Genomic DNA, 24162 nt, shown 5'->3' on the forward strand with positions numbered 1-24162 from the left:
CGGTCGAGCCTATCCCCAGGACGCCCACGCGGGTCCGTTGCACGATCCCCCATTGTTGGGATGCTCCATGGCGCGTGCGTGCGTTGCAGCGGTCAACCACCGTGGTCAGGGTACAGCCACCACGTGACATGGCGGCGGGGAACCGGGACGCGTCGGCCCGGCTGCGCTCAGCGCGGCCAGCGCAGCGTGAAGCGCGTGGTCATGGGCGTGTCGCCTTCATCACGCAAGAACTGGGCCCCCAGCTGTTCGGCGATGCGTTCCACCAGGCGCAACCCCAGCCCCAGACCGGCGGTGTCGGCCGGGGCCACGGTGGTGCCGGTGCCCGCGCTGGCGGGCTGGGGGCAGGCGCCGCGCTGGCCGTCGTCGCTCACCGACAGGCCCACCGCCTGCGGTGTTTGCCACACCTCCACGCACACCTGGGTGCCTGCGGGCGTGTGGCGCAAAGCGTTTTCCAGCAGGTTGCGCAGGGCCAGCTCCAGCAGCATGGGCTGGGCACGCACCCGCACCGGCGCATCGGGCTGCACCAGCGAGAGTTCGTGTCCGGACTCATAAGCCATTTGCGCGTGCCGCGAAATCAGGTCCGTGGCGAGGGCACCCAGTTCCATGGGGGCGGCCACCTCACCCGAGAGCCCGCTCACCCCCGTGCGCTGCGCCCGCGCCAGGTCCAGCAACTGGGCCAGAATGCGCCCCGCGCGCAGCGCCTCGTGCTCCAGTTGTGCCAGGTGCTCGGGCGAAGGCTCGCGCTGCGCGGCACGCGCCTGCAGCGCGATGGCCGACAGTGGCGTGCGCAGCTCGTGGGCCACGTCAGAGGCAAAGGCGCGCTCACGCTGCGCCCGCGTCTGCAGGGTGTCCACCAGCGTGTTGATGGCCTGCACGGTGCTGGAAAATTCGCGAAACCGGTGCTGGTCGCTCAGCCGTTGGCCGGCAAACGCATCGAGTTCGGCCACCTCGCGGGACAGGCGGTCCAGCGGGCGCAGGCCACGCCGCAGGGTCCACCACAAACCCAGCGCCACCAGCGGCAACACCAGCAAGGCCGGGCGCGCCACGTGCTCCGCCACATCGCGCCCCAGGTCCACCCGCTGGGCCATGTTCATGAGCACCGCCACGCGGCGGCTGGGCGCATCGGGCGTGGCGCTGGTGGGCGCGGCCTCGACCACCACCATGCGCCAGGGGCCGCTGCCCATCGGGCCCTCGTAGTGCCGCACCGACGCGCCCACAGCGGGTGGTGTGCCCAGGCCCAGCCCGGCGGCCAGGCGGTGCGTGTCGGCCACCACGCGCTCGCCTTGCCACTCGATCACGGCCACGTCCTGCACGTAGCTGCGCAGCCCCTCGCGCGCCAGCGGTTGCGCCAGCTCGCTCACAGCGCCCGGCGACACGGCCAGCCACAAACGGGCCACACCCTGCATGTGGCCATCGCTCATTTCTTCGGTTTCGTGGTGCCCGGTGTACCAGGCCACCGCCATCAGGGTCAGCCAGACCAGGGTCAGCGCGCTCAGCGTCCAGCCCCAGAGGTGGCGCCACAGCACGTTCTGGCGCGGACGCTGGGTGGTTGTGGTGTTCATGACGCGGTGGCGCTTGGCGGTGTCGGTGTGTCGGCCTCGCGCGGAACGAAGTACCCCACGCCCCGCACCGTTTTGATCAGCGATTCGCCCAGCTTGCGCCGCAGGTGGTGCACATGCACTTCAATGGCGTTGCTGTCCAGCGCCTCGCCAAAGCCGTACAGCGCCGACTCCAGGCGCGATTTGGACAGCACCTGGGGCCGCGCCTGCAGCAGCGTGAGCAGCAGCGCAAATTCTTTGGCGCCCAGCGCCACCGGCACGCCGGCGCGCTGCACCGTGTGCGCGGCCGGGTCGAGCACCAGCTCGCCGTGTTCGATCACCGGTTTGCTGCGCCCACTGGCCCGGCGCAGCATGGCGCGCAGGCGCGCCAGCAGCTCGTTGGCGTCAAACGGCTTGACGATGTAGTCGTCGGCCCCGCCGTCGAGCCCGCTGATGCGGTCGCTCACGCCGTCGCGGGCGGTCATGATCAGCACCGGCATGTCGGTGTGCGGCAGCTGTTCGCGCCCGGCGGGCCGCTCGGTCTGGCGGCGCAGCCGCGCCAGCAGGTCCAGCCCGTCGCCATCGGGCAAGCCCAGGTCGAGCAGCATCACGTCAAACGGCTCCACCAACAACGCGGTCCAGGCCGCCTGCAAGGTGGCACACACATCCACCGCGTAGCCCGCCTGGCGCAGCGACGCGCTCAGGCCACTGGCAATACCGGGATCGTCTTCCACCACTAGTGCGCGCATGTCGGGGGCGGACGCGGGGTCCGAAAAAGCAAAAACTTCATTATCCGGCGTGCACTTAAGCACCGCTTAAAGAAGCCGGCCCACAGTCCACCGGCATGTTTGACACCTTTCACACGGCGCCCACCGGTGGCAGCCCAACCCAGGCCAACCGCCCCACGCGCTGGCTGCTGGCTGCACTGGCGGTGGCGCTGTTGTGGGACGCCAGCGGCGCCGATCTGCCGGTGATGCAGTGGCTGGGCACCGCGCAGGGCTTCCCGCTGCGCAACCACTGGCTGCTGGAGCGCGTGCTGCACGAGGGCTTGCGGCAGGCGTTCACCGGCTTGTTCTGGCTGATGGTGGTGTGGGCGCTGTGGCCCACCCGCTGGGAGCGGCCGGCCCTGCGCTGGCTGCAGCTGCCGCGCCGCGAGCGCCTGGGGCTGGTGCTGCTGGTGCTGTTGTCGCTGCTGGCGGTGAACCTCATTAAAGTGCAAAGCCAGACCAGCTGCCCGTGGGAGCTGCAGGACTTCGGTGGCCGCGCGGCGTATGTGTCGCACTGGAACCTGTGGCACGCCGATGGCGGCGCCGGGCGCTGCTTTCCGGGCGGGCACGCGTCCAGCGCCCTGGCCTTTGTGGCGTTGTGCCTGCCCTGGCTGAGCCCGCCAGAAAACCAGGGGCCACGCCGGCGCACGGTGGGGCTGCGCTGGCTGGTGGCCATGGTGTTCCTGGGGCTGGTGGCCGGTGGCGTGCAAACCCTGCGCGGTGCCCACTACCCCAGCCACACACTGTGGACGCTGGTGGTGTGCGGCTCGGTCTCGGTCATGGGGTGGCGCCTGCTGCACCCCGTCCGCCGCGCACCGCGGCCCAACCCGCAGGCCCCGTGCCTGGACAAGCGCTTTTGACCCGTGGCCGGGCACCGGCCAAAAAATCTGGCACGCAGTGGCATGTTGATCATTTTGTAAAATACAATCATTCTCATTTGTATTAGCCAAGGATCATCATGAAACATCGAATCCTCGCCCTTGCCATCGCCGCCCTGGGTGCCAACACGGCACTGACAGCATGGCCGGCCCATGCCAGCACACCGGCCGCTGCCGCGGCGGCGGGTGTCGAATACAAGACGGTGAGCGCGCACTACGCCGGTCTGGTGCACGCCAACTACAGCGACACCCTGGCCGCGGCCAAAGACATGCAATCCGCCATTGCCGGGTTCGTCAAGGCACCCTCCGCCGAAGGTCTGGAGAAAGCCCGCAAGGCCTGGCTGGAAGCCCGCGAGTTCTACGGCCAGACCGAGGCCTTCCGCTTCTACGGCGGCCCGATCGACGACGCCAACGGACCCGAAGGCCAGATCAACGCCTGGCCGCTGGACGAGTCCTATGTGGACTATGTGGTGGGCAAGCCCAAGACCGGCATGGTCAACAACCCCAAGTTCAAGATCACCAAGGCCGCGCTGATCAAGGCCAACGAGCGCGGCGGTGAAGAAAACATCAGTGCCGGCTGGCACGCCATCGAGTTCCTGCTCTGGGGCCAGGACCTGAGCGAAACCGGGCCGGGCAACCGCTCCTTTGAAGACTACGTCAAAGGCAAGGGCGAAAACGTCGAGCGCCGCGCGCTGTACCTGACCACCGCCACCGAACTGCTCATCGACGACCTGTCGGCCATGGTCAAAGCCTGGGCGCCCAACGCCAGGAACTACCGCGCCAAATTTGAAAAAGGCGGCAAGGAATCGGTGCGCAAAATGATCGTGGGCATGGGCTCGCTCTCGCGCGGCGAGCTGGCCGGCGAACGCATGGAAGTGGCACTGAATTCACAGGACCAGGAAGACGAACACTCCTGCTTCTCCGACAACACGCACCGCGACGTGGTGGCCAACGCCCTGGGCATCCAGAACGTGTGGCTGGGCCAGTACCAGCGCCGCGACGGCAGTCTGCTGCAAGGACCGGGCGTGCGCGATCTGGTGGCCGCCAAGAACGCCGCGCTGGCGGAGAAGACCACCGCGCAAATCGCCGCCTCGGTGCAGGGCGCCGAGGCCATTCCCGCCCCCTTCGACCGCGCCATCGCCAAGGGTTCGGCCGGCCGGCCGGCGATCGAGAAGACCATCGACAGTCTGGTCGAACAGTCCAGGCTGCTGGTGCAGTCGGCCTCCAGCGTGGGCATCACCAAGCTGACGCTGGTCGAGCCTTGATTCCGGCGCTCGCAACGGGCGCCATTCCAACGCTGTAGCCGGTCCATCGCTGCGCCCCACCGGGCGGCAGCGGGGCTTTTTGCCGCACCCTCTTTCTTGAAAGGCATGTTTCATGTCACGGACCCTCTTCTCCATGCCGATCGCCACCGCCGTTCTGGCCGGCTTGCTTGCCGGTTGCGGCGGCGGCGACACCCTCACGCTGGACACCACCGCACCCACACTGAGCAGCGTGCAAGCGGCCCACGAAACGGTGGTGAAGCAAGCGCGCCTCACCGTGACCGGCACCGTCACTGACGACACCGGTGTGCAGTCCGTGCAGATCGCGCTCAATGGCCAAACGGGCACGGCCGCTTTAAGCGGCGGCAGCTTCACGGCCACGGTCGACCTCAAGGCCGGCCGCAACAACTACACCCTGACCGCCCGGGACGCCGCCGGCAACGAGGGCACGCTGCAGGGATCGGTCTACCTGGGCCACCGCGTGGCGGGCGGCAACGCGCACGCCGGTGCCCTCATCGACGGCAAGCTCTACACATGGGGCCGCAACAACTTCGGCCAGACCGGTCTGGGATTCACCTCGACGGTGTCGGCCAACGCCGAAACACACCCGGTGGCGCCCACCCGCGCTGGCGGCATGGCAACCTTTGTGGCCCTGGCTTTCAACCAAAACCACTCCCTCGCCATCGATGCAAACGGTCAAGTCTGGAGTTGGGGCGACGACACCGATGGCCAACTGGGCCGGGGCACCGACGGCCGCAGCCTGTGCGGCAGCGGCACGGTCGCGAACTGCCGTCTGGACATCGCCCAGGTGCCAGGCCTGGACAACACCGTGAGCCTGTCCGCCGGCTACAACCATGTGCTGGCCCTCAAGGCCGACGGCACGGTCTGGGCCATGGGTCTGAACACCTTGGGGCAATTGGGCAACGGCACCACCACCCGCAGCGCCACGCCGGTGCCAGTGGTCTGGAGCCCTGCCGACGCGCCCAACGTCGGACGCATCGTCCAGGTCTCGGCCAGCTCGGCTTCTTCCTACGCACTGGACGACCAGGGCCAGCTCTGGGCCTGGGGCCGCAACCAGTACGCCAACCTGGGACAGGGTGCGCTCAGCACCGGCACCACCGCTCAGGCCACACCGCTCAAGGTGCCCATGCCCGCGGGCGTTCGCATCGCATCGGTGGCCAACGGCCGCGACCATGTGCTGGCCCTGTCCAGCGACGGCAAGGTCTACGCCTGGGGCCTGAACGCCAGCAGCCAGGTGGGCTTCAACGGCTACATCCACAAGGGCACGGCCACCGCCTGGGCGAGTCCGGTGCTCTCGCCCACCAGCCTGCCCTGGATGGAAACCCACCCGGTGGTCGAGGTCTATGGCAACGGCAACACGAGCTACGCGCGCCGCGCCGACGGCAAGGTCTACCCATGGGGCATGTACGGCGCCAGCGAGGGCACCGGCACCGTCTACGCCAACCTGGATGAGCCCGAAGACCGCCTGACGACGCTGGCGTCGATCGTCGACATGTCCCTGGGCGCGCTGCACCAGGTGGCACTGCGCAGCGACGGGCAGGTGTTTACCTGGGGCTGGAGCTTCGAAGGGGCGCTGGGTGGTGGCAGCACCACCATCAACACCTGGATGTACAACGCACCGCTGAACCCGGTGTTCCCATGACGTTCAGCACCTGGAAAACCCCTTCGACATGGGCCCGCCGGACGCTGGCGGTCGCCGCCTCGGTCGGTCTTGTTGGCTGCGGCGGTGGTTCGAGCGGTGGCGGTACCGCCGAGACGCCTTTGAACTGGACGTCACCCGGGGGCAACGCCACGGTCGCGGTGCATGCCACGGCACCCTTCATGCAGTTCGCACCCAGCATCGACGCGGCCCAGATGGTGGGTGTCTCTCAGGGGCGGGAGCTGTTTGTCGCCGAGTGGCAAGCCGCTCCGGGGCCACGGGCGTTGCTCGATGGCCTCGGCCCGCTGTTCAATGCCAACGCCTGCTCGGCCTGTCACGCGGTCGATGGCCGTGTTGCGCCCTACACCGCAGCGGGGGGAACCACGCCCGCGGTGCTGTTCCGGATCGGCAACGCGAGCGGCAACGAGCATCCCGTCTTCGGCGCCCAACTGCAGCACCAGAGCACCGAGGGCCTGGCCGAAGGCTGGGTCACCTGGTCGCGCCAGGCGACGACCGGTGCACTGAACCATGTGGTGACCTTGTTCGACAGCACGAGCGATCTGTCCGGCTACCACTTGGGTGCGCGCATTTCGCCGCAACTGGTGGGAATGGGTCTGCTGGACTTGGTCTCGGAAGCGCAAATTCTCGAATACGCCGACGCCGATGACCGCAACGGCGATGGCGTGTCGGGGCGCCCGCATTGGGTGACCGAAGAGGGTGTAACCCGCATCGGCCGATTCGGCTGGAAAGCCATCAACGCAACCCTGCGAACCCAGAACGCAGGGGCCCTGCACCAAGACATGGGTCTGACGACCCCCGTGAACCCGGTGGAGAACTGCACCCCCGCGCAGACGGTCTGCGCCACAGCCGCCAGCGGGGGCACGCCGGAAGTGTCGGAGGCGTCGTTGATGGCGGTGGTGGACTTCATGACCGTTTTGGCGGTGCCCGACCGGCGCATCGCGGACCAGAAAGCGTTTGACCAAGGCGCCCGCCTGTTCGGCAGCATCGGCTGCGTGGCTTGCCACCGACCGACGCTGACCACCATGACCCACCCCCGATTCCCCAGCCTGAGCAACCAGACCCTCTATGCCTACACCGACTTGCTGCTGCACGACATGGGCGATGGCCTGAGCGACGGCATCCAGGAAAAGGACGCTGCCCCGCGTGAGTGGCGCACACCACCGCTGTGGGGCCTTGGCATCGTTGAGCAAAAAGCAGGCGCCCGCTTCCTGCACGACGGCCGTGCAACGACTTTGCGCGAGGCCATCGAATGGCACGGTGGTGAAGCCCAATCGGCCCGGGATCGCTTCACCGGCCTTGGTGAGGGTGACAAGGCGCTGCTGCTGCAATTCCTGAGGGGCATCTGACGCTCCCATCCCTTCCACCACTGGCCATCACCATGCGAAAGCCCTTCCGCCTCACCCGTGTTGCCTTGACCCTTTCATGCGCCGCAGTGGCTTGCGCCAGCCTTTGGTTGCATGCCGAAACCGACGCCGACCCCCTGGGCGAAAAGACCGGGGGCCAGGGCACGGTGCATGCCACCGGCCGCCAGGCTTTTTCGTTTGCCTTGGCCAATCTGGACGACCGGGAGCAGACGCGCTTCGTCATCGGCAACTCCTTCTTCAAGCGCAACTGGGTCGAGGCCCCCGCCTCGACCACCGCACGCGACGGCCTGGGTCCGCACTTCATCGCGCGCTCCTGTGCGGGCTGCCATGCGATGGACGGGCGCGGCGCCCCGCCGGACTGGAAGAAGACCCTTGGCCCCGAACCCGACAACACCGTGGCGCTGCTGATCCGCCTGTCGGTGCCGGGCACGCCCGAGCCGCATGCCGGCGTGCGGCCCGAGCCCACCTACGGCGACCAGTTCAACAACGCCGCCGTGCAAGGCGTCAAGCCCGAAGGGCATGTGGAAATCCGCAGCACCCCCATCGGTGGCCGCTTTGCCGACGGCACCCGCTACACACTGCACAAGCCCGAATACCGGCTGACGCAGCTGGGTTACGGCCCCATGGCCCCGGACGTGATGATCAGCCCGCGCATCGCGCCGCAGGTCATCGGCCTGGGCCTGATCGAGGCCATTCCCGAGAGCGAAATCCTGCGCAACGCCCGCGAACAGGCGGCCGCGCCCGGCCCGATCAAAGGCATGCCCAACCGCGTGTGGGACGCGTTTGCCCAGCAAGAAGTGATCGGCCGTTTCGGCTGGAAGGCCAACACCGGCAGCGTGGCGCACCAAAGCGCCGGCGCTTTCAACGGCGACATGGGCATCACCAGCAGCGTGTTCTGGCAAGAGGCCTGCACCCCGGCGCAGAAAGACTGCCTGGCCGCACCCCACGGCGGCGGTCAACGCACGGGTCGCGACGGCCTGATGCCGGCGAGCGAAGCCCGCGCGGACCAGCCCGAGATCGACGATGAAACGCTCGGCCACGTGATCTTCTACACCGCCACGCTGGCGCCGCCCGCGCGCCGCAAGCCCAACGACCCCCAGGTGCTGCGCGGCCAGGCGCTGTTCCACCAGGCGCAGTGCGCCACCTGCCACCGGCCCAGCTACACCACCGGCGAGCCGCCGTTCCCACGGTTCACCAGCCGCCAGGTCCGCGGCCAGCGCATCTGGCCCTACACCGACCTGCTGCTGCACGACATGGGCCCGGACCTCGCCGACGGCCGACCCGACTTTCTGGCCAACGGCCGGCAGTGGAAAACGCCGCCGCTGTGGGGTATTGGCCTGCTCAAAGACGTGAACGGTCACCAACGCCTGCTGCACGACGGCCGCGCCAACGGCGTGCTCGACGCCGTGCTGTGGCACGGGGGCGAGGCGCGAGGCGCCCAGGAGCAGGTGCTCAAATTCAGCCCACGCGACCGCGATGCGCTCGTCGCTTTCGTGAACTCGCTCTGATGGACCCCATGCAACCACTGACACGACGCCAACTGCTGACAGCCACGGTGGCTGGCGCGGCGCTGCACGCTGCCCACGCGCAAACGCAGACCCACGGGCCAACGGCCTTTCCGTTTTACAGCGGCGAGCAGGCGCTGCAAGGCCTGTACGGCCAGCACCTGCCGCCGTTGGCCCGCGCGTTCGACGCCCAAGCCCAGGCGCTGCTGGCGGCCGCGCGCCTGCACTGCAACAACCCGTCTGCCCGGCCCGTGTTGCGCGAAGCCTGGCGCCAGGCCTTGCTGGCCTGGGCTGCACTGTCCACACCCGCGCTCGGCCCGGTGGTCGAGCGCCGTTCGCAGCGGCAAATCGACTTCTGGCCGGCGCGTCCGGCCCTGCTGGAGAAGGCGCTGAACCGGGTGCCCCAGTCCCTGGCCGACATGGACCGGATCGGCACCCCCGCCAAGGGTTTCCCGGCCCTGGAGCACCTGCTGGCCGGCCCGCCAACACCGGCGCATGGCCCTTACCTGGTGCTCATTGCCGAAGGCATCGCCGCCGAAGCCGCCGCACTGCGCTCCCGGTTTGACGCACGCGCTGCGCAGGACTGGGCACAAGACGAGACGGCCGCACGCAGCGCCTTCGCCGAATGGATCAACCAATGGCTCGGCGGCCTGGAACGTCTGCGCTGGATGCAGATGGAACAGCCGGTGCAAAAGGCCCGCACCGCCAGCCAGCGCCACAAACCCGCCTTCGCCCGGCTGGCCGCCGCCGACAACCAGGCCGAATGGCGTGCCCAGTGGCACGCCTTGCGCACACAAGCGCGCCTGACACCCGAACAAGCCGCACAGCCACCTCAACCGGACCGGGAACTGATCCCCATTGAAGCCCTGCTCATGGGCAAGGGCCACATCGCCTTGGCGCAGCGCTGGGCGCAGGCACTGGACGCGGCCGACACGGCCATGAACCGCCTGCCCGCCCAGGCCCGCGACACGGACCTGATGGCCCTGTCCAAAACACTCAAGGGCGTGACCACGCTGTACCAAACCGAGGTGGCTGCGGCGCTGGATGTGCCGCTGGGTTTTTCCGATGCCGATGGCGATTGATTCCCCCCGCGCCGAGGAGCGACACCAGCGGCCCGGCACCACCGGTTCGGCGGTGTTTCTGGACAAGGGCATTTCGCGCCGGCAGCTGGTGCTCTGGGCCGGCGGCATGTCTTGCCCGCCGGTCTGGGCGGCTCCCGCCCAGGGCACCACCTTGCTGGCCGCCTGGCAGCAGCAGGACGAGCAGCGCATCGGCCTGCTTGCGGTGAGCGGGGCCCACTGGTCGGTGCAGCGCTCGCTGGCGGTGCCCACGCGGGCGCACGGTCTGTGGTCTGAGCCCGGCGGTGGCCTGCTGGCCGTGGCGCGGCGACCGGGCGACTGGCTGTTGCGCTGGCACCCGCGCACGGGCAAAACGCAGTGGCACTGGATCGACGGCGACCGGCGCTTCAACGGCCACGTGATCGCCGGCGCCGGCGGCGCCACGCTGTGGACCACCGAGACCGACCTCGACAGCGCCCAAGGCATGCTGGGCGTGCGCGAGGCCCAAAGCCTGGAGAAAACCGACGAATGGGCCACGCACGGCATGGACCCGCACCAGCTGCTGGCCCTGCCGCAGCCCGCGGGCGATCTGCCCGCGGGCACGCTCATGGTGGCCAACGGCGGCATTCCCACCCTGCCCGAAACCGGCCGCAGCAAACGCGCGCTCAACCGCATGGATTCATCGCTGGTGGCGCTCGATCCGGCGAACGGTGCGTTGCGCGGCCAGTGGCGGCTGAACGATCCCCACCTCAGCATCCGCCACCTGGCCTGGAACCCGGTCTCGGGCACGCTGGGCATCGCCTTGCAGGCCGAACACCCCGACAAGACCGTCCAGCACGCGGCGCCCGTGCTCGCGGTGTGGGATGGCCGCACCCTGCGCACCGCCGAGCCCCCGCCCGCGCTGGCCGGCTACGGCGGCGACGTCTGCGCCTTGCCCGGTGGCGGCTTCGCCGTCAGTTGCCCACGCGCCCACCGGCTGGCGCTGTTCAACGCCACGGGCCACTGCACAGGCACCATCGAACACACCGAAGCCTACGCGCTGGCCGCCAACCGCCAGCAATGGTGGCTGGCCAGCAGCCGCAGCAAGGCCGGTCTGCTGCACAGCGGGGTGTCGGCCAACACGCCGCCCCGGCGGCAGGCCCAGCGCCCCGGCGGGGGGGCTCTGCAGATCGACAACCATTGGGTCTTGCCAGCGGTCTGAGAACGTGTTCACGGCCTCGGCGCAGGCTGAGAGGCTGAGAGGCTTTCGTTCATGCCCGCTCGCCACCCCAAAACGCACCCGCTGGTCTCTGCAAACGCGCGCCATAGCCTTGCTATGGCTGTGCTTTGCGCCTTGATCGGGCACGTTTTGAGGCGTCGCTCGGACACGCCCGAAAAACGCTCAGCCTCTGAGCGCGTGCACCCAGTGGCCGCCCGTGACGCGGAAGGGGTTGCGCCCATCGGCACCGCTGCTGCGGGTGGTCGCGTCGCCGCCGCGTGCCGTGCCGGAGGTCGGGTTTTGGTTCCGCCGGGGACAGTTTTTGCCGGATTCGCAGGTCCATAGCCCCGCCATGGGTCCAGAAGACGGTCAACAGTGGACCGCTGCGGTCGATTTGCCGCCGGCGACTTCCAAGTCCGACAGGCGGCTAATGTGCAAGCCCGACTTGGGACAGCCGTTGCGGCAAGGCTTGGGTCAACAGCTGCGCACAGCCGTCGGCATCGACCACCGGTTGGGCATGCACCTGCCAGACCCGGTGCAGCAGCTCGGGCGTCAGCACCTGGGCAGGCGCCCCGCTGGCCTGCAAGCGTCCCTGGTCAAGCACCCAGACCCGGTCGGCGTAGCGCAGGGCGAGGTTCAGGTCGTGCAGCACCGCGAGCACGCCGACGCCCTGCTCGCGCGCCCAGCGGCGCACTGTGGCCAGCGTTTCGTGCTGGTGGCGCAGGTCGAGCGCGGCGGTGGGTTCGTCCAGCAGCAGCCAGCGGCTGGCGCCGTCGGGCCGGGCTTCCCACACCTGCGCCAGCGCCCGGGCCAACTGCACCCGCGCGCGCTCGCCGCCGCTGAGGCTTTGCACGCTGCGGTGGGCAAGGTGACCCACGTCGGCTGCGGCCATGGCGCGCAGGGCAATCCCGGCTTCGTCCGCCGAGGGCTGCAAACGGTGCGGGTAGCGGCCCATGCCCACCAGCTCGCACGCCAGAAAGTCGAAAGCCACGCTGCTGTCTTGCGCCAGCAGTGCCCGGCAGCGGGCCTGTGCGCCCATGTCCACGAGGGCCATGGGCTGGCCGTCCAGCCAAACCTGGCCCGCGTCGGGCATCCGCAAACCGGCCAGCACCGACAGCAGGGTGGACTTGCCAGCGCCGTTGGGGCCCAGCAGCACCCCCACCTCGCCAGCGGGCAGGTGAAGCGAAATGCCGTGCAACAGCACCGTGCGGGCAGCGCGCACGGTGATGCCCCGCGCGCTCAGGCCGCGACCCGATGCCGCCTCGGCTTGCGCCATGGGCAAGGTGTGCATCACAACCGCCTCCCGTGCGCGCTGCGCAGCAAAACCAGAAAGAAAGGCACGCCCACCAGCGCGGTGAGCACACCCAGCGGCAGCTCTGCGGGCTGCGCCACCGTGCGGGCCACCGCGTCAGCGGCCAACACCAGGCTGGCGCCCAGCAAAGCAGAGCCCGGCAGCACCCAGCGGTGGTCGGGTCCGGCGATCAGGCGCACCATGTGCGGCGCCACCAGGCCAATGAACCCGATGATGCCGGTGGTGGCGGTGACCGCGCCCACGGCCAGCGCGGTCAGCACCACCACCTGGCGCTGCACCCGCTGCACCGGCACACCCAGCAGCACCGCCTGCGCCTCGCCCAGGGCCAGTGCATTGAGCGGTCCCGCCAGGCGCAGCCCCAGCACCAGCGCCACACCGCACAGGCCACCGACCAGCAGCACCGCGCTCCAGCGCGCGCCGCCCAGGCTGCCCAACAGCCAAAACTGCAGGCTGCGCAACTGCTCGTCGTTGGCCAGAAAGCTCAACAGCCCCAGACCCGCGCCAGCCAGTGCATTGATGCCGATACCGGCCAGCAGCATCAGCCCGACGCGGGTACCGCCGTCGCCGCGCGAGAGCAGGTAGATCAGCACCGTCACAGCCAGGCCGCCGCCAAAGGCCATGAGCACCAAGGTCCAGCTGCCCAGCGCACGCGGCAGATCGGGAAACCACACGGCACCCAGCACGATGGTGACGCCTGCGGCCAGCGCTGCGCCGCTGCTCACCCCGATCAGCCCCGGGTCGGCCAGCGGGTTGCGAAACAGCCCCTGCATGAGGGCGCCGGCCATGCCCAGCCCGGCGCCGGCTGCCAAGCCCAGCAACAGGCGGGGCAGGCGGATGCTGAAGAACACCCGTTCAGCTCCGCTGCGCTCGGTGCTGCGGTCGAAGGCGCCGACGATCACGCCGGGCAATTCGCTCAGCGGCAAACCGTAGGCGCCCTGCCCGGCTGCAAACAGCACCACCGCCAGCAGCAGAACGCCCAGGGCCAGCAACACACCGCTGCCCGAGCGTGGCCCGCTGGCCTGCCACGACCGCACGCACCAGCGAGCACCCGCAGCCACGGCGTCAGCCATGGGGCGCTCCGCCCTGCGGGTCGTCCCGCCACGTCCGGGGCGGCGTGGCATCGGACCCGGGACGCTGGCGCCCATGAGCCGCCGGCGCAGGCAGCCCCACACCCCAGTCCACGCAGTGAATGGTGTGACCGTCCACATCGGTGAAGGCAAATTCCCAGGCGCCCCAAGGCTGCAAGCTGGGGGCACTGGCCGGCAGGCGGTGGGCATGCAGCGCCTGGGTACCGCTCAGAGTGGTGCGCACCGGTTTCATGATGGCGCTTTGAAGGCTGGCGTACAACGCCTGGATGTCGCACACCACCGCTCGGTGGTGGCCTGGCGCCCAAGCCCGCTGGTGCGGGTCGGGCTTTTCCCAGCGACCCGCGGGGGCGCTGCAGGCCCAGAGCTGCACGCACAGCGATCCGTGTTCCAGCAGGGCGAGCACGCCAGGAATGTGCTGCCGGCATTCGAAGCCCAGCACGCCGGTGTAGTCGGCCACCGCGCGCGGCAGGTTGGGGGTGCGCAACATGGTTGCCATCAAACCACCCACTGGTGCAGTTTTTCGACCACACCGGGCAAGCGCGGGCCAAAGCCCAGCAGCTCCAGCGCGTCCATGTGCAGCAACGACCGAGCGCCCTGGCGCTGCCGGTAAGCGGGGGTGAGCGCCAGTTCGGGCCGCTGCCAGAACTGCTGCGCGCCGCCCACGGCCTCCAGGCCTTGTGTGGTCATGAGGATCAGGTCGGGCGCCGCAGCGGCCATGGCCTCGGCGGTCATGGGGCGGTAACCCTTGAACCCGCCCATCGCGTTCCTGGCACCCATGAAACCGATCACGGCATGGGCTGCCGTGCCTTCACCAGAGACCAAAGGACTGCCGGTGTGCGACAGCACGAACAACACCTTGGGCGGGTGGGCGCACCTGCCCTGCCGCACACGGGCGGTGACGGTTTCCCAGCGCGCGTCCAGCTGCTGTTGCAAGGCGCGGGCGTCGGCCTCACGACCCGTTGCGCGGCCCACCGCAGCCACCTTGCGGCGCACCTCGTCCCAGCTGTGGTCGGACTCGATCAGCTCGACCTGGACACCCGCGCTGCGGATCTGGTCCAGCACCACCGGTGGCCCGGCGTCGGTGCCGGCCACCAGAGCGTCCGGCCGCAGTGCCAGCAGTCCTTCGGCGGAGAGCTGGCGCATGTAGCCGACCTTGGGCGTCGCCTGCGCTGCGTCAGGAAAGAGGCTGGTGGTGTCGGTGCCCACCAGCTGACGTTGTGCGCCCAGCGCGTAAACCACCTCGGTGATGCCGCCGCCCACCGTGACCAGGCGCGGCCCGCGCGCGCGCTCAGCGCCGGAGCTGAAGGGCCGGGGACGGGCAGCAGGGGCAGGCTGGCTCCACGAAGGCTTGCCAGCGGCGGCCAGCACCGAGCCAGCCAGGGCTGCGAGCCAGCGCCTTCTGGGCGCGCTGGCGGGCGAGGCGTTGGCGGGTGCTTTCGCGGGTGTGAGGGACATCTTGACGGGTTTCATGCGGGGGTTTCATGCGGGGGTTCGGGGGGAGACATGGCGTTCACGGCATCAAACCCACCGGGGCAAAGCCAGCGGTGTTCTGACCGATGTGCCAGCAAACGCCACAGGGATCCGTGACGGCAAATTCGGTGATGCCCCAGGGCTGCTCAGCCAAGAGCGTGACGCGCACGCCGTACCGGTGGGCGATGTTCTGCCTCAGCACATGCGCGTACCAGGCGTGTACGTCGGGCACCAGCAGGTGCATGCTCAGGTTCTTGGCCAGCGCCGGAGCGTCCACGTCTTGCAGCAAAAAAGCGCAGCCATCGACGTGGAAATACACCACGCCAGCGCTTTCAGAGCGCCGCTCAAAGCCCAGATCGGCGTAGAAGCGCTGGGACAGGGCAAAGTCCTTCGCGGGCACGAAAGCCTTGATCTCGGTGGCGTGCAGCGCGCTCATGCGACCACGGCCTGTTGGCCTGCCTCGCGCAGTGGCGCCAGCAAGTCGCGCCAGCCCTGCCGCTCGGGCTGGCCGGGTTTGCGGGCGCCGAAGAACATGGCCATCAGCTCCCCTCGCGCGTCAAACGCTTCCAGCGAGGTCACGTTGCCGTGGTCACCGGGTTTCTCCACCACCCAGACGCTGGCGATCAGGTCTTCGCGCAGGTGCAGGTTGAAGCCGGGGTCCAGCACGTTGAGCCACAGCCTGCCGCGCATCTCCAGGGGCTCGACGCGCTGCACCGGCCCCGTGTGGATTTGGATGCAACCCGGACTGCCAACGAAGACCATGATGGGTGTGCCGTCGATCGCCGCCCCCTGCAGCAGCTGACGCACGGCCGAGCGCGCCACCGGATGCGTGAAACGGCCCTGAGCCAGCGCAAAGGCCTGTTGGCGCTGCAGGCCATGGCGGCCCAACAGCCCAAAAAACTGGTGCGTATCGGTCATTGCCGACCACTCGCGGAGGAAGCTGGCCACGTCCACCGAGACGACGGGGTCGGGGTCGTCCTGGAGCGCTGGCGATGAACACCCAAAAACCGCTTCCCGTGCCGGCTCGATCCAGGTGTTGAGCAAGCGCTCCCACGCCATCGGCTCGGTGCGCGAGCGCGGAAAAATCTTGTGCACCGCCGTGCCGCTGCGGTCGTAGAACTGCAGGCTGGCCTGCATCGGGCCGTGCGCGCCTTCGTGGGCCTCGCTCACCACGAAACCGGCGTGCCAACGGTTGAAGAACAGGCGCAGATCAATGTCTTCGCCCAGGGCCAGTCCAACACGCCCCTGAGCCGACACGTTGGTGTAAACGCCGGTTTTTTCATGCACCGTGCCCTCGTTGCGTGTGAGGGCCATCAGCGGACCGCAGGCTTGCAGCGACTGCAGCAGCGCCAGCCAGTCGCTCTTGAGCGGCACCGCGCGCAGGGCGTGTTCGTGCAAGCCCACATGCGCTGCCATGACCGCACCTTCGCTCAAGCCGATCGCGTGCGCCGCCTCACGGGCGCGCAAACCGCGTTGGCGCGCCTGGGCAAACGCGGCGCGGACAGCCACCGCGTCGCGGACCCCGGCGCTCATTGCACCGCCTCAGAGGCTGGGCGTTCTGGCCTGCCGGGCAGGGCCCGCGTGCCGGCCATGAGCCCGTCAACCGTGGGTAGGGGGGGTGCCTCGTCGAGGCCGGGTACGGTGTGCATATCAGCTTCCTATGGGTGGGTGGTCGGATCGATGGTCGGTATGCCCATCCGTCACGGCGGCACAGACGCATTCACGCGGCGCTGCGGCACGGCGTCGGGCGCCCGATGGCCCTGTTCGTTGCGGTGGCGGATGAGGTCCAGGTCGGTGCCGTCGAGCGAGTAAGCGCGTGCAAAACCCGCCACATACGCGCCCGACAACGGCTGCAACTCGAACAAGCGGAAATCCTGCAAAGGCCGGATGACTTGCATGAACGTGCCAAAACGCCGGTCAAACACGTCCATCACGGCCTCGAACCGCGGCGTACCCCGCAGACACTCGGCGGCCTGGCAGGCCAGCGTGAGCCGCTCGCGCGCAAACAGGTGCCGGGCCTGCTCCTCGCTCTCAATGAACAGCACACTGGCCCGTGCGGTCGCCCGCAGGTTGGCGGTGTGACGCGCCAAGTCGCTGAGGTAGACGCAGTAACGCCCTTCATGCGCCACATACGGTGCATGGCTGGCCTGCGGCTGCCCATGCGCATCGACGGTACCGAGGTAGAGACTTTGAAAGCGCGACGGAAAGGCCCGGCAAGCCTCCCGCACGTTCAGCAAATCGGCGTCTTCAGACACGGTTTTCTCCTGTTGTGTGGGTCAAAAATCGGCCACCAACGCCACCGAGAGGCTGCGGCCCGGTGCGGTGTAGGCGTCCAGCACGGGCGAGCTGGCGGCAATGCCGCGCACATTGGTCCACTCCCAGTATTTGCGGTCGGTCAGGTTGCGAATGGCACCGCTGAGCCGCAGGCCGGGACGCAGCTGCCAGCTGGCGCGGAGGTCCAGCGTGGTGTGTGCCGGGGTGGCAAACTGGTTGGCTGTGGTGCTGTCGTCGATATCCTCGGCCGATTTCCTGGCCACGTGGTTGAGCGTGGCGCCCAGCGTCCAGACCCCCATCTGGTGGTCCACACCGAAAACCAACTGGGCTGGGTTGACCGAGTTGAGGGGGCGGCCCGAATCGCTGTCGGTGCCGGTGGTCTGGCCGTAAGCCGCCTTGAGCACGGTGGACCGGCCCAGCGGCAACTGGCCTTTGAACTCGAAGCCGCGGAGCGTGACCCGGCCGCGGTTGACCGCCTGGTAGCGCAGGGGGTCGGCCGGGGTTGAGGTGCTGCCGCCAACCGCCACCAGCTCTTCGATGAAGTCCTTGTAGCGCCCGTTGAAGGCGGCCACCTCCCAGTGGGTGCGGTCCTGGCCGCCACGCACACCCAGCTCCACCGTCCGGCTGGTTTCGGGCTTCAGATCCGGGTTGGGGATGGTCTTGTAGTTGCCAAAAGGATTTTCAAAATAGTTGTTGACCTGCAGCGGGCTCGGCGCCTTGAAGCCTGCGGCCAGGTTGCCAAACACGCTCCAGCTGTCCGCCGGGCGGAAGATCACACCGAGTTTGGGCGACAGGGCCGAATCGTCCAGCCTGGTGGCCGCCAGCGGGTAGAGCGCGTCTGCCTGTGGCTTGAGGGCGTAGTGGTCGTAGCGCAGCGCCGGAATGAGGCTCCAATGCTCGCTGGCAAACTCACTCTGCACAAACAGTGCGGCGGTGGTCTCCCGTGTTTTCGGGAAGCGTTTGAGTGGGTAGACCTCGTAAGACGGGGGCACGGTGCCGGTGACCAGGTTGTCCAGTGTCGCCACGGAAACGTCCATGCCATAAACCAGTTTCTGACTCCAGTCGGCGCCGACAGGCCGGGTTTTTTCCGCCTGCAACACGCCCTGCCAGAGTTGTTCGGCGTAGGTCACATCGCGCGAGCGCTGGCGGGGCTGGCCGCTGGACAGCACCTCATCCGACCGCGTCACCTCTTGCGACTTGGCGTCCTGAATGCCCAGCGAAACGCGCAGGCTGTCCGCCCAGGGCGTGCCGACAGCGAAGCGGCCGTCCCAACTCAAGCGGCTGCGCACCATGTCGGTGGTGCCGTCCAGATTCAGCGTCTGCACCCCCATTGACGTGCCACGGGCGGTGTAGGCGGCGACCTCGCTGGATTTGTCCACATGCTCCAAGGTCAGGGTGTGTTTTTGCTGCGCGCCGGGTGTGAGGACCAGCTTGGCCAGCAGCGACACATCGTTGTCGGCTTGCGGGTTGGGCGTGGTGCGCGTGCTGTTGAGCGCGCCGTTCGTGCCCTGGTTGTCCAGCGCCTTGGCGCGACCCGTCTGCACGCTGCCCAGCCATTGCACCGTGGGGCTCGGTTGGGCGGCCAGGGTCAGGCCCAGGCCGGTGCTGCCGTTTTCGGTGTCGTGGCGCACCCCCACGCGGCCACCGAACGCCTGGTCTTTTTTCAGCATATCGGCAGGTTCGGTGGTGCTCATGGACACCATGCCGGCCAGACCGTCTGAGCCGTACAGCGCGGAGTTGGCGCCGCGCAGGATTTCCACCCGCGAGATCAGACCCAAGTCGTAGTAATCGCGCCCAAACGAGGCCGACCCAAACACGCCGCTGGCGAGCTCGCGCGGCACGCGAATACCGTCCACCGTGAGCAGCACCCGGTTGCCCTCAAGGCCACGGATGTTGAAGCCGGCGTTGCCGTCGCGGCCGGTACCGCCCACCACCGCGCCAAACCGCTGCGGCGCGCGCTTGACACTCACATTGGGCAATTCGCGCACCAGGTCGCGAATGTCTTGCACCTGCGCCGCGTCCAGCGCAGCGCCCTGAATGACGTCCACAACGGCGGGCACTTCGTCCAACACCCGCTCACTGCGGGCACCGCTGACGACCACTTCCTTGAGCGAATCGACGGGCACCTGCGCCACCGCAGGCACCGCACAACCCAAGAAACCCGCACCCGACAAACACGCCACCAACATCTTTGAATCACGCACCAGCCTTCTCCATATGCCCTATGAGTACCCACCATGGCTGGCTGTGAACAGGTCACTGGCTGGCTGACATCGCTATGTTACATGATAATGATTCGCATTAGCAAATTTTGTTAAACTCTGAACCTGCGCGTTTTTCAGCCGCTCAGGAACTGCGACGTCCTGGCGTGCCATTGCTGGCGACCTGTCTGCAACCGAATCGACCACATGACCAACGAAGCCACACCGGACACCCTCTTGCGCAACCACGGCCTGAAGCCCTCGGCGTCGCGCCTGCTGGTGCTGCAAGCCTTGATGCAGTCCGCTGTTCGCCACCTGGACGCCGAAGCCGTGTACCAGTGTCTGGTTGAACAGGGAGCGCCGCTGGGACTGACCACGGTCTACAAAGTGCTGGCGCAGTTTGAACAGGTGGGCCTGGTCGAACGCCGCGAGCTGCGGCCCGGCAAGCGTTTGTACGAGTTGGCATGCGCGAACCACACCGAGCATGGGCACCTGGTCTGCCTGCAGACCCGCCAGGTGTTTGAATTTGACATGGCGCCGCTGTTGGACACGCTGGCGGTGGTCGCTGGCCACCATGGGCTGGCGCTGTCGCGCGTGGTGGTCACGGCTTACGGGGTTCCCCAAAACGGGATCCCCCGCCACCCAAACGACAATACGTCGCGTTAACTTTCAGACCCCAAGCGCATGGTTTCTGCAGAACAACGGGTTCTGACGGTCGGCAAGCCCCAAAATCGCAAGTTTCCAACCCACCAGGAGGCTGCCATGAAAGGCGACCCGCAAGCCATTGCGCATCTTCAGGCCCAACTCAAGAACGAGCTGACCGCCATCAACCAGTATTTTGTGCACTACCGCATGCTCAAGCACTGGGGTTTTGACAAGCTGGCCAAGAAGGAATACGAGGAATCCATTGGCGAAATGAAGCACGCCGACTGGCTCATGGACCGCATCTTCACACTCGACGGTCTGCCCAACCTGCAAGACCTGGGCAAGCTCAACATCGGTGAAAACGTGCCTGAAATGCTGGGCAGCGACCTGGCGCTGGAGCGCGGCGCGCAGGCCACCATCAAAGACGGCGTGGCCCACTGCGAGTCGGTGCGTGACTTTGTCTCGCGCGACCTGCTCATGAAAATCCTCGACGACACCGAGGAACACATCGACTTCCTGGAAACCCAGCTGGAGCTGATCGACAAAGTGGGCCTGCCCAACTACCTGCAAAGCCAGATGAGCGAGCCCAGCTGAGCGTTCAGCCGACCGCTCGTCGGCACAGGGCCACAGGAACACCGGAGATGCGCAAAAAAATGAATGAGATCAATTATCATTCACGAACCCAATCCACCGCGTGTTCAACCCATGATCGTCTGCGTCTGCCGCCGAGTGAACGACAAAACCATTGCCCAGGCCGCACGCTGCGGCATGAGCTTTGATGACATCCAGATCGACATGGGCGTAGCGACCCAATGCGGTCGGTGCGAATCCAGTGCACGCGCGGTCTGGATGCAGTGCCATCCCTCACAACCCACGGCACACCTGCACCTGCAACCGCATTCCACCCCCAACAAGGCCGCGTAAACCGGGTCGGGGGTTCCGTTGGGTGGCCGATTCGTTGGCCCATTCTCAAGCAATGCCTCCCGCAGAGGCCCTCACCAGCCCAAGCCAATTTTCAGTGGCAGGTACACCACCATACCGGCCACGATGGTGCCCAGCACGCCGCGCTGCCAGGCAAACCAGGCCAGCCCGGCCGCCACCGCAAACAGCCGGGCGTCTTGCCAGGTCTGGATCAGCGCGCCTTGCGTCATCACGATCTCGGGCACCACCACCGCCGCCAGCGCGGCAATGGGCGCGTACTGCAGGCCGCGCTGGGCCCAGTTCGGCAGCGTCCAGGGTTTGCTGGACATGAAGAAAAAACCGCGTGTGACCACCGTGACCACGCCCAGCGCCACGATGGTGAGCAGGGTCCAGGGATCGACATCAAACATGGCGGGCTCCCCCCGGCGGCTTGTGCCAGGGCATTTTTTCCAGCACCAGGCAAATGGCCACCGCGCTGGCAATGGCCACCAGAATGTTGAGCTTGAGCGGCAACGCAAACGCCGCCACCGCCGCCGCACCGGCCACGCCCGCAGAAACCATGCGCAGCTGGGAGCTGGCCAGCGAGCTCAGCACACCCAGCAGCGCCAGAATGCCCGCAAACCCCAGACCCCAGGCGGTGGGAATGGCGTTGGCCAGCGCAATGCCCACCAGACTCGCCACCATCCAGGCGATGTAATTCACCGCGCAATTGCCCATCAAATAGGCCTGCTGGCGCGCCAGTTCCTCGGGCGTGTGGCCAGGCTGGTGGTAGCGGCGGGCAAAAAACACGTAGCTCAAATCGCCAGTGACGTAGCCCGACACCATGCGCTGCCAGCGCGGCAGGTGCATCATGTACGGCCGCAAATGGGCCGAAAACACCACAAAACGCAGGTTGACGCAGAACGCCGCCGCCAAAATCACCCACAGCGGCGCGCCCGCCGCGATCATGGGCACGGCGGCCAGTTGCGCGCTGCCGGCGTACACAATCAGCGTCATCAACACCGCCTCCAGCACCGACAAGCCCGACTTGACCATGGCCACCCCGGTCATCAGCCCCCAGGCGCCAATGCCCATGGCCACGGTGACCTGGTCGCGCACACCCTCCCAAAATTCCGCGCGGCGGCGGTGCTCGGCCAAAAAGAACATCAGCGCCCCGCTTTCTGGGCACCCGCACCGTCCAGCACCTGGCCCGGCGCCAGCGCAAAGCCGCGCAGAAAATCGGCTGCGGGCAAGCGCTTGCCACCCGAGCGCTGCAACTCGGTCAGCACCAGCACGCCGTCACCGGTTTGCACCCGAATGCCGTCGGCCGCCACGGTCAGCACCTGGCCGGGCAACGCACCGGCTTGGGCAACGCCAGCGGGTTCAGCGGCGGCCATCCACACCTTCACCGCCTCCCCGGCGAGCGCCGTGGCCGCGCCCGGAAACGGGTTGAATGCGCGCACCCGGCGGGCAATCGCGTCGGCCGGCAACGGCCAGTCGATGGCGGCCTCGGCCTTCTCGATCTTGTGGGCGTAGGTCACACCGTCGGAGGGTTGCGGCACCGGCTTGAGGCCACCGCAGGCGGCCAGCTCCAGCGCCTCCACCATCAGCCGCCCGCCCAGCGTGGCCAGGCGGTCGTGCAGCAGGCCGGTGGTGTCGGTGGCGGCCACGGGCAGGCGCTCCACCAGCAGCATGTCGCCAGTGTCCAGCCCCGCGTCCATCTGCATGATGGTGACACCGGTTTGTGCGTCACCGGCCTCAATGGCGCGGTGAATGGGCGCCGCCCCGCGCCAGCGCGGCAGCAGCGAGGCATGGATGTTGAAGCAACCCAGGCGCGGCGCGTCCAGCACCCATTGCGGCAAGATCAGTCCGTAGGCCGCCACCACCATGGCGTCGGCCTGGGCCGCAGCGATGGCGTCGCGCGCAGCGGCGGCCTCGATGGGGTATTTGCCATCCAGCCGCAGGCTGTGCGGCTGCGCCACGGGCATCTGGTGGTCCAGCGCAAACTGCTTCACGGGCGAGGCTTGCAGCTTCATGCCCCGGCCCGCAGGGCGGTCGGGCTGGGTCAGCACCAGCGACACGTGAAAGCCCGCTGCGTGCAAACGCTCCAGGGCCACGCGGGCGAATTCCGGCGTGCCGGCAAAAATGATGTTCATGGCGTGTGTGGCGAAAAAAGACAAGCGCAACTGCGCAGGCTACCAGGCAGCGGTGCGGTGCGTGAAACAGCACCGCTTCAGCGGGCGGGCGTGCAACCGGTGTGCCGCGCCACCGTCCCGGTCATGAGCGCAGGGCCTCGCGCTGCGCCTTCACCAGCTTGGACTTGATGCGCCCCTGCTTGAGCGGCGACAGGTATTCCACAAACACCTTGCCCATCAGGTGGTCCATCTCGTGCTGAATGCACACCGCCAGCATGCCCTCGGCTTCGATCAACCGGGATTGACCGTCGCGGTCCAGCGCGCGCACCCGCACGGCCACCGAGCGCTCAACGCCGTCGTAAATGCCCGGCACCGACAGGCAACCTTCTTCGCCCTTGCGTTTTTCCGGGCTCGCCCATTCAATCTCCGGGTTGATCAGCACCATCGGCTGGTTGCGCTCTTCGCTCACGTCGATCACCACCAGCCGCTCGTGCACATTCACCTGTGTGGCCGCCAGGCCAATGCCGTTGGCGTCGTACATGGTGGCGAACATGCGGTCGATCAGGCCGCGAAGGCGCTCGTCCACCGCCGCCACCGGGCGGGCCACGGTGTGCAGGCGGGGGTCGGGGTAACAGAGAATACCGAGCAAAGAGGGCGTGTTCATGGTCAGCGGGGCCACAGAAGAAACGGATTGGCAGGTCAATGGAAGGGGGCAGCCGGACAGTCCTGAAGAGGCGTCTTGGTTACACGCCTGCCCGTTTGTCGCTATTTTCGCCACTTTTGTCCACAGCCGCTCGCGCCCTTCCCCGTATACATTGCCTAATCAATGGCTTGGGCGCAGAATCAAATGCAAATTGTCAAGAAAAAGCAGCGCTGCCATCCCGCC

At 67.8% G+C, this 24162-nt stretch carries 24 protein-coding genes; 10 read left to right on the forward strand and 14 right to left on the reverse strand.

Annotated elements, in window-relative coordinates; genetic code table 11:
* Positions 1 to 167: 167 nt before the first annotated feature.
* Both Q7J58_RS01345 and Q7J58_RS01350 read right to left on the reverse strand, forming a co-directional pair.
* Positions 168 to 1562, reverse strand: a complete 1395-nt coding sequence (locus tag Q7J58_RS01345; protein WP_304822327.1) for a HAMP domain-containing sensor histidine kinase — start codon at positions 1560 to 1562, stop codon at positions 168 to 170.
* Positions 1559 to 2287 carry a response regulator transcription factor gene (locus tag Q7J58_RS01350; RefSeq protein WP_304822330.1) on the reverse strand — a complete coding sequence of 243 codons (729 nt, stop codon included), beginning with the start codon at positions 2285 to 2287 and terminating at the stop codon, positions 1559 to 1561. The genes Q7J58_RS01345 and Q7J58_RS01350 overlap by 4 nt, the downstream gene beginning before the upstream one ends.
* 95 nt (positions 2288 to 2382) lie before the next feature.
* On the opposite strand from Q7J58_RS01350, the gene Q7J58_RS01355 reads away from it, so the two are divergent.
* From Q7J58_RS01355 to Q7J58_RS01385, 7 genes are all read left to right on the forward strand, one after another.
* A complete protein-coding gene (locus Q7J58_RS01355) occupies positions 2383 to 3165 on the forward strand; it encodes a phosphatase PAP2 family protein (protein WP_304822333.1) in 783 nt (260 codons plus the stop codon).
* Positions 3166 to 3263: 98 nt separating this feature from the next.
* Positions 3264 to 4448, forward strand: coding sequence for an imelysin family protein (locus tag Q7J58_RS01360; RefSeq protein ID WP_304822336.1), 1185 nt, complete (start codon positions 3264 to 3266; stop codon positions 4446 to 4448).
* 112 nt (positions 4449 to 4560) lie between these two features.
* Positions 4561 to 6108 carry an Ig-like domain-containing protein gene (locus Q7J58_RS01365; protein WP_304822338.1) on the forward strand — a complete coding sequence of 516 codons (1548 nt, stop codon included), beginning with the start codon at positions 4561 to 4563 and terminating at the stop codon, positions 6106 to 6108.
* A complete protein-coding gene (locus Q7J58_RS01370) occupies positions 6105 to 7472 on the forward strand; it encodes a di-heme oxidoredictase family protein (protein ID WP_304822340.1) in 1368 nt (455 codons plus the stop codon). The genes Q7J58_RS01365 and Q7J58_RS01370 overlap by 4 nt, the downstream gene beginning before the upstream one ends.
* 32 nt (positions 7473 to 7504) lie before the next feature.
* Positions 7505 to 8998 (forward strand): di-heme oxidoredictase family protein, encoded by a 1494-nt coding sequence (locus tag Q7J58_RS01375; protein ID WP_304822343.1) that lies wholly within the window; start codon positions 7505 to 7507, stop codon positions 8996 to 8998.
* Between the two features lie 8 nt (positions 8999 to 9006).
* The gene (locus Q7J58_RS01380) at positions 9007 to 10077 is read left to right on the forward strand and encodes an imelysin family protein (protein WP_304822346.1); all 1071 of its coding nucleotides are present in this window, start codon (positions 9007 to 9009) and stop codon (positions 10075 to 10077) included.
* The gene (locus Q7J58_RS01385; protein WP_304822349.1) at positions 10067 to 11254 is read left to right on the forward strand and encodes a DUF1513 domain-containing protein; all 1188 of its coding nucleotides are present in this window, start codon (positions 10067 to 10069) and stop codon (positions 11252 to 11254) included. Before Q7J58_RS01380 ends, Q7J58_RS01385 begins: the two co-directional genes overlap by 11 nt.
* Before the next feature lie 424 nt (positions 11255 to 11678).
* Here the strand turns inward: Q7J58_RS01385 and Q7J58_RS01390 are convergent, their stop codons facing one another.
* The 8 genes from Q7J58_RS01390 to Q7J58_RS01425 all read right to left on the reverse strand — a co-directional run bounded on the left by Q7J58_RS01390 (position 11679) and on the right by Q7J58_RS01425 (position 19599).
* The gene (locus Q7J58_RS01390; RefSeq protein WP_304822350.1) at positions 11679 to 12542 is read right to left on the reverse strand and encodes a heme ABC transporter ATP-binding protein; all 864 of its coding nucleotides are present in this window, start codon (positions 12540 to 12542) and stop codon (positions 11679 to 11681) included.
* Positions 12542 to 13633, reverse strand: a complete 1092-nt coding sequence (locus tag Q7J58_RS01395) for an iron ABC transporter permease (protein ID WP_304822352.1) — start codon at positions 13631 to 13633, stop codon at positions 12542 to 12544. Before Q7J58_RS01395 ends, Q7J58_RS01390 begins: the two co-directional genes overlap by 1 nt.
* Positions 13626 to 14138, reverse strand: coding sequence for a VOC family protein (locus tag Q7J58_RS01400; protein WP_304822355.1), 513 nt, complete (start codon positions 14136 to 14138; stop codon positions 13626 to 13628). The genes Q7J58_RS01395 and Q7J58_RS01400 overlap by 8 nt, the downstream gene beginning before the upstream one ends.
* An 8-nt stretch (positions 14139 to 14146) precedes the next feature.
* Positions 14147 to 15121: an ABC transporter substrate-binding protein gene (locus tag Q7J58_RS01405; RefSeq protein WP_304822358.1), complete on the reverse strand. Its 975-nt coding sequence runs from the start codon at positions 15119 to 15121 to the stop codon at positions 14147 to 14149.
* 40 nt (positions 15122 to 15161) lie between these two features.
* Positions 15162 to 15557, reverse strand: coding sequence for a VOC family protein (locus tag Q7J58_RS01410; RefSeq protein ID WP_304822364.1), 396 nt, complete (start codon positions 15555 to 15557; stop codon positions 15162 to 15164).
* Positions 15554 to 16654, reverse strand: a complete 1101-nt coding sequence (locus tag Q7J58_RS01415) for a ChuX/HutX family heme-like substrate-binding protein (protein ID WP_304822366.1) — start codon at positions 16652 to 16654, stop codon at positions 15554 to 15556. Before Q7J58_RS01415 ends, Q7J58_RS01410 begins: the two co-directional genes overlap by 4 nt.
* A 167-nt stretch (positions 16655 to 16821) precedes the next feature.
* A complete protein-coding gene (locus tag Q7J58_RS01420) occupies positions 16822 to 17376 on the reverse strand; it encodes a pyridoxamine 5'-phosphate oxidase family protein (protein WP_304822369.1) in 555 nt (184 codons plus the stop codon).
* A 21-nt stretch (positions 17377 to 17397) separates the two neighbouring features.
* Positions 17398 to 19599: a TonB-dependent hemoglobin/transferrin/lactoferrin family receptor gene (locus Q7J58_RS01425; RefSeq protein WP_304822371.1), complete on the reverse strand. Its 2202-nt coding sequence runs from the start codon at positions 19597 to 19599 to the stop codon at positions 17398 to 17400.
* Between the two features lie 204 nt (positions 19600 to 19803).
* Here Q7J58_RS01425 and Q7J58_RS01430 point away from each other — a divergent pair, with 204 nt between their 5' ends.
* From Q7J58_RS01430 to Q7J58_RS01440, 3 genes are all read left to right on the forward strand, one after another.
* Positions 19804 to 20262, forward strand: coding sequence for a Fur family transcriptional regulator (locus Q7J58_RS01430; RefSeq protein ID WP_304822374.1), 459 nt, complete (start codon positions 19804 to 19806; stop codon positions 20260 to 20262).
* Positions 20263 to 20358: 96 nt separating this feature from the next.
* Positions 20359 to 20835, forward strand: coding sequence for a bacterioferritin (bfr, locus tag Q7J58_RS01435; protein WP_304822377.1), 477 nt, complete (start codon positions 20359 to 20361; stop codon positions 20833 to 20835).
* Between the two features lie 111 nt (positions 20836 to 20946).
* A complete protein-coding gene (locus Q7J58_RS01440; RefSeq protein ID WP_304822450.1) occupies positions 20947 to 21165 on the forward strand; it encodes a (2Fe-2S)-binding protein in 219 nt (72 codons plus the stop codon).
* 71 nt (positions 21166 to 21236) lie between these two features.
* Here the strand turns inward: Q7J58_RS01440 and Q7J58_RS01445 are convergent, their stop codons facing one another.
* The 4 genes from Q7J58_RS01445 to def all read right to left on the reverse strand — a co-directional run bounded on the left by Q7J58_RS01445 (position 21237) and on the right by def (position 23940).
* Positions 21237 to 21572: an AzlD domain-containing protein gene (locus Q7J58_RS01445; protein ID WP_304822380.1), complete on the reverse strand. Its 336-nt coding sequence runs from the start codon at positions 21570 to 21572 to the stop codon at positions 21237 to 21239.
* Positions 21565 to 22308 carry an AzlC family ABC transporter permease gene (locus tag Q7J58_RS01450; protein ID WP_304822382.1) on the reverse strand — a complete coding sequence of 248 codons (744 nt, stop codon included), beginning with the start codon at positions 22306 to 22308 and terminating at the stop codon, positions 21565 to 21567. Before Q7J58_RS01450 ends, Q7J58_RS01445 begins: the two co-directional genes overlap by 8 nt.
* A complete protein-coding gene (gene fmt, locus Q7J58_RS01455; protein ID WP_304822385.1) occupies positions 22308 to 23297 on the reverse strand; it encodes a methionyl-tRNA formyltransferase in 990 nt (329 codons plus the stop codon). The genes Q7J58_RS01450 and fmt overlap by 1 nt, the downstream gene beginning before the upstream one ends.
* Positions 23298 to 23418: 121 nt before the next feature.
* Entirely contained in the window at positions 23419 to 23940 is a 522-nt protein-coding gene (def, locus tag Q7J58_RS01460; protein WP_304822388.1) for a peptide deformylase, read from the reverse strand.
* Positions 23941 to 24162: the final 222 nt, after the last annotated feature.

Source organism: Hydrogenophaga sp., from assembly GCF_030656115.1.
Classification (GTDB): domain Bacteria; phylum Pseudomonadota; class Gammaproteobacteria; order Burkholderiales; family Burkholderiaceae_C; genus Hydrogenophaga.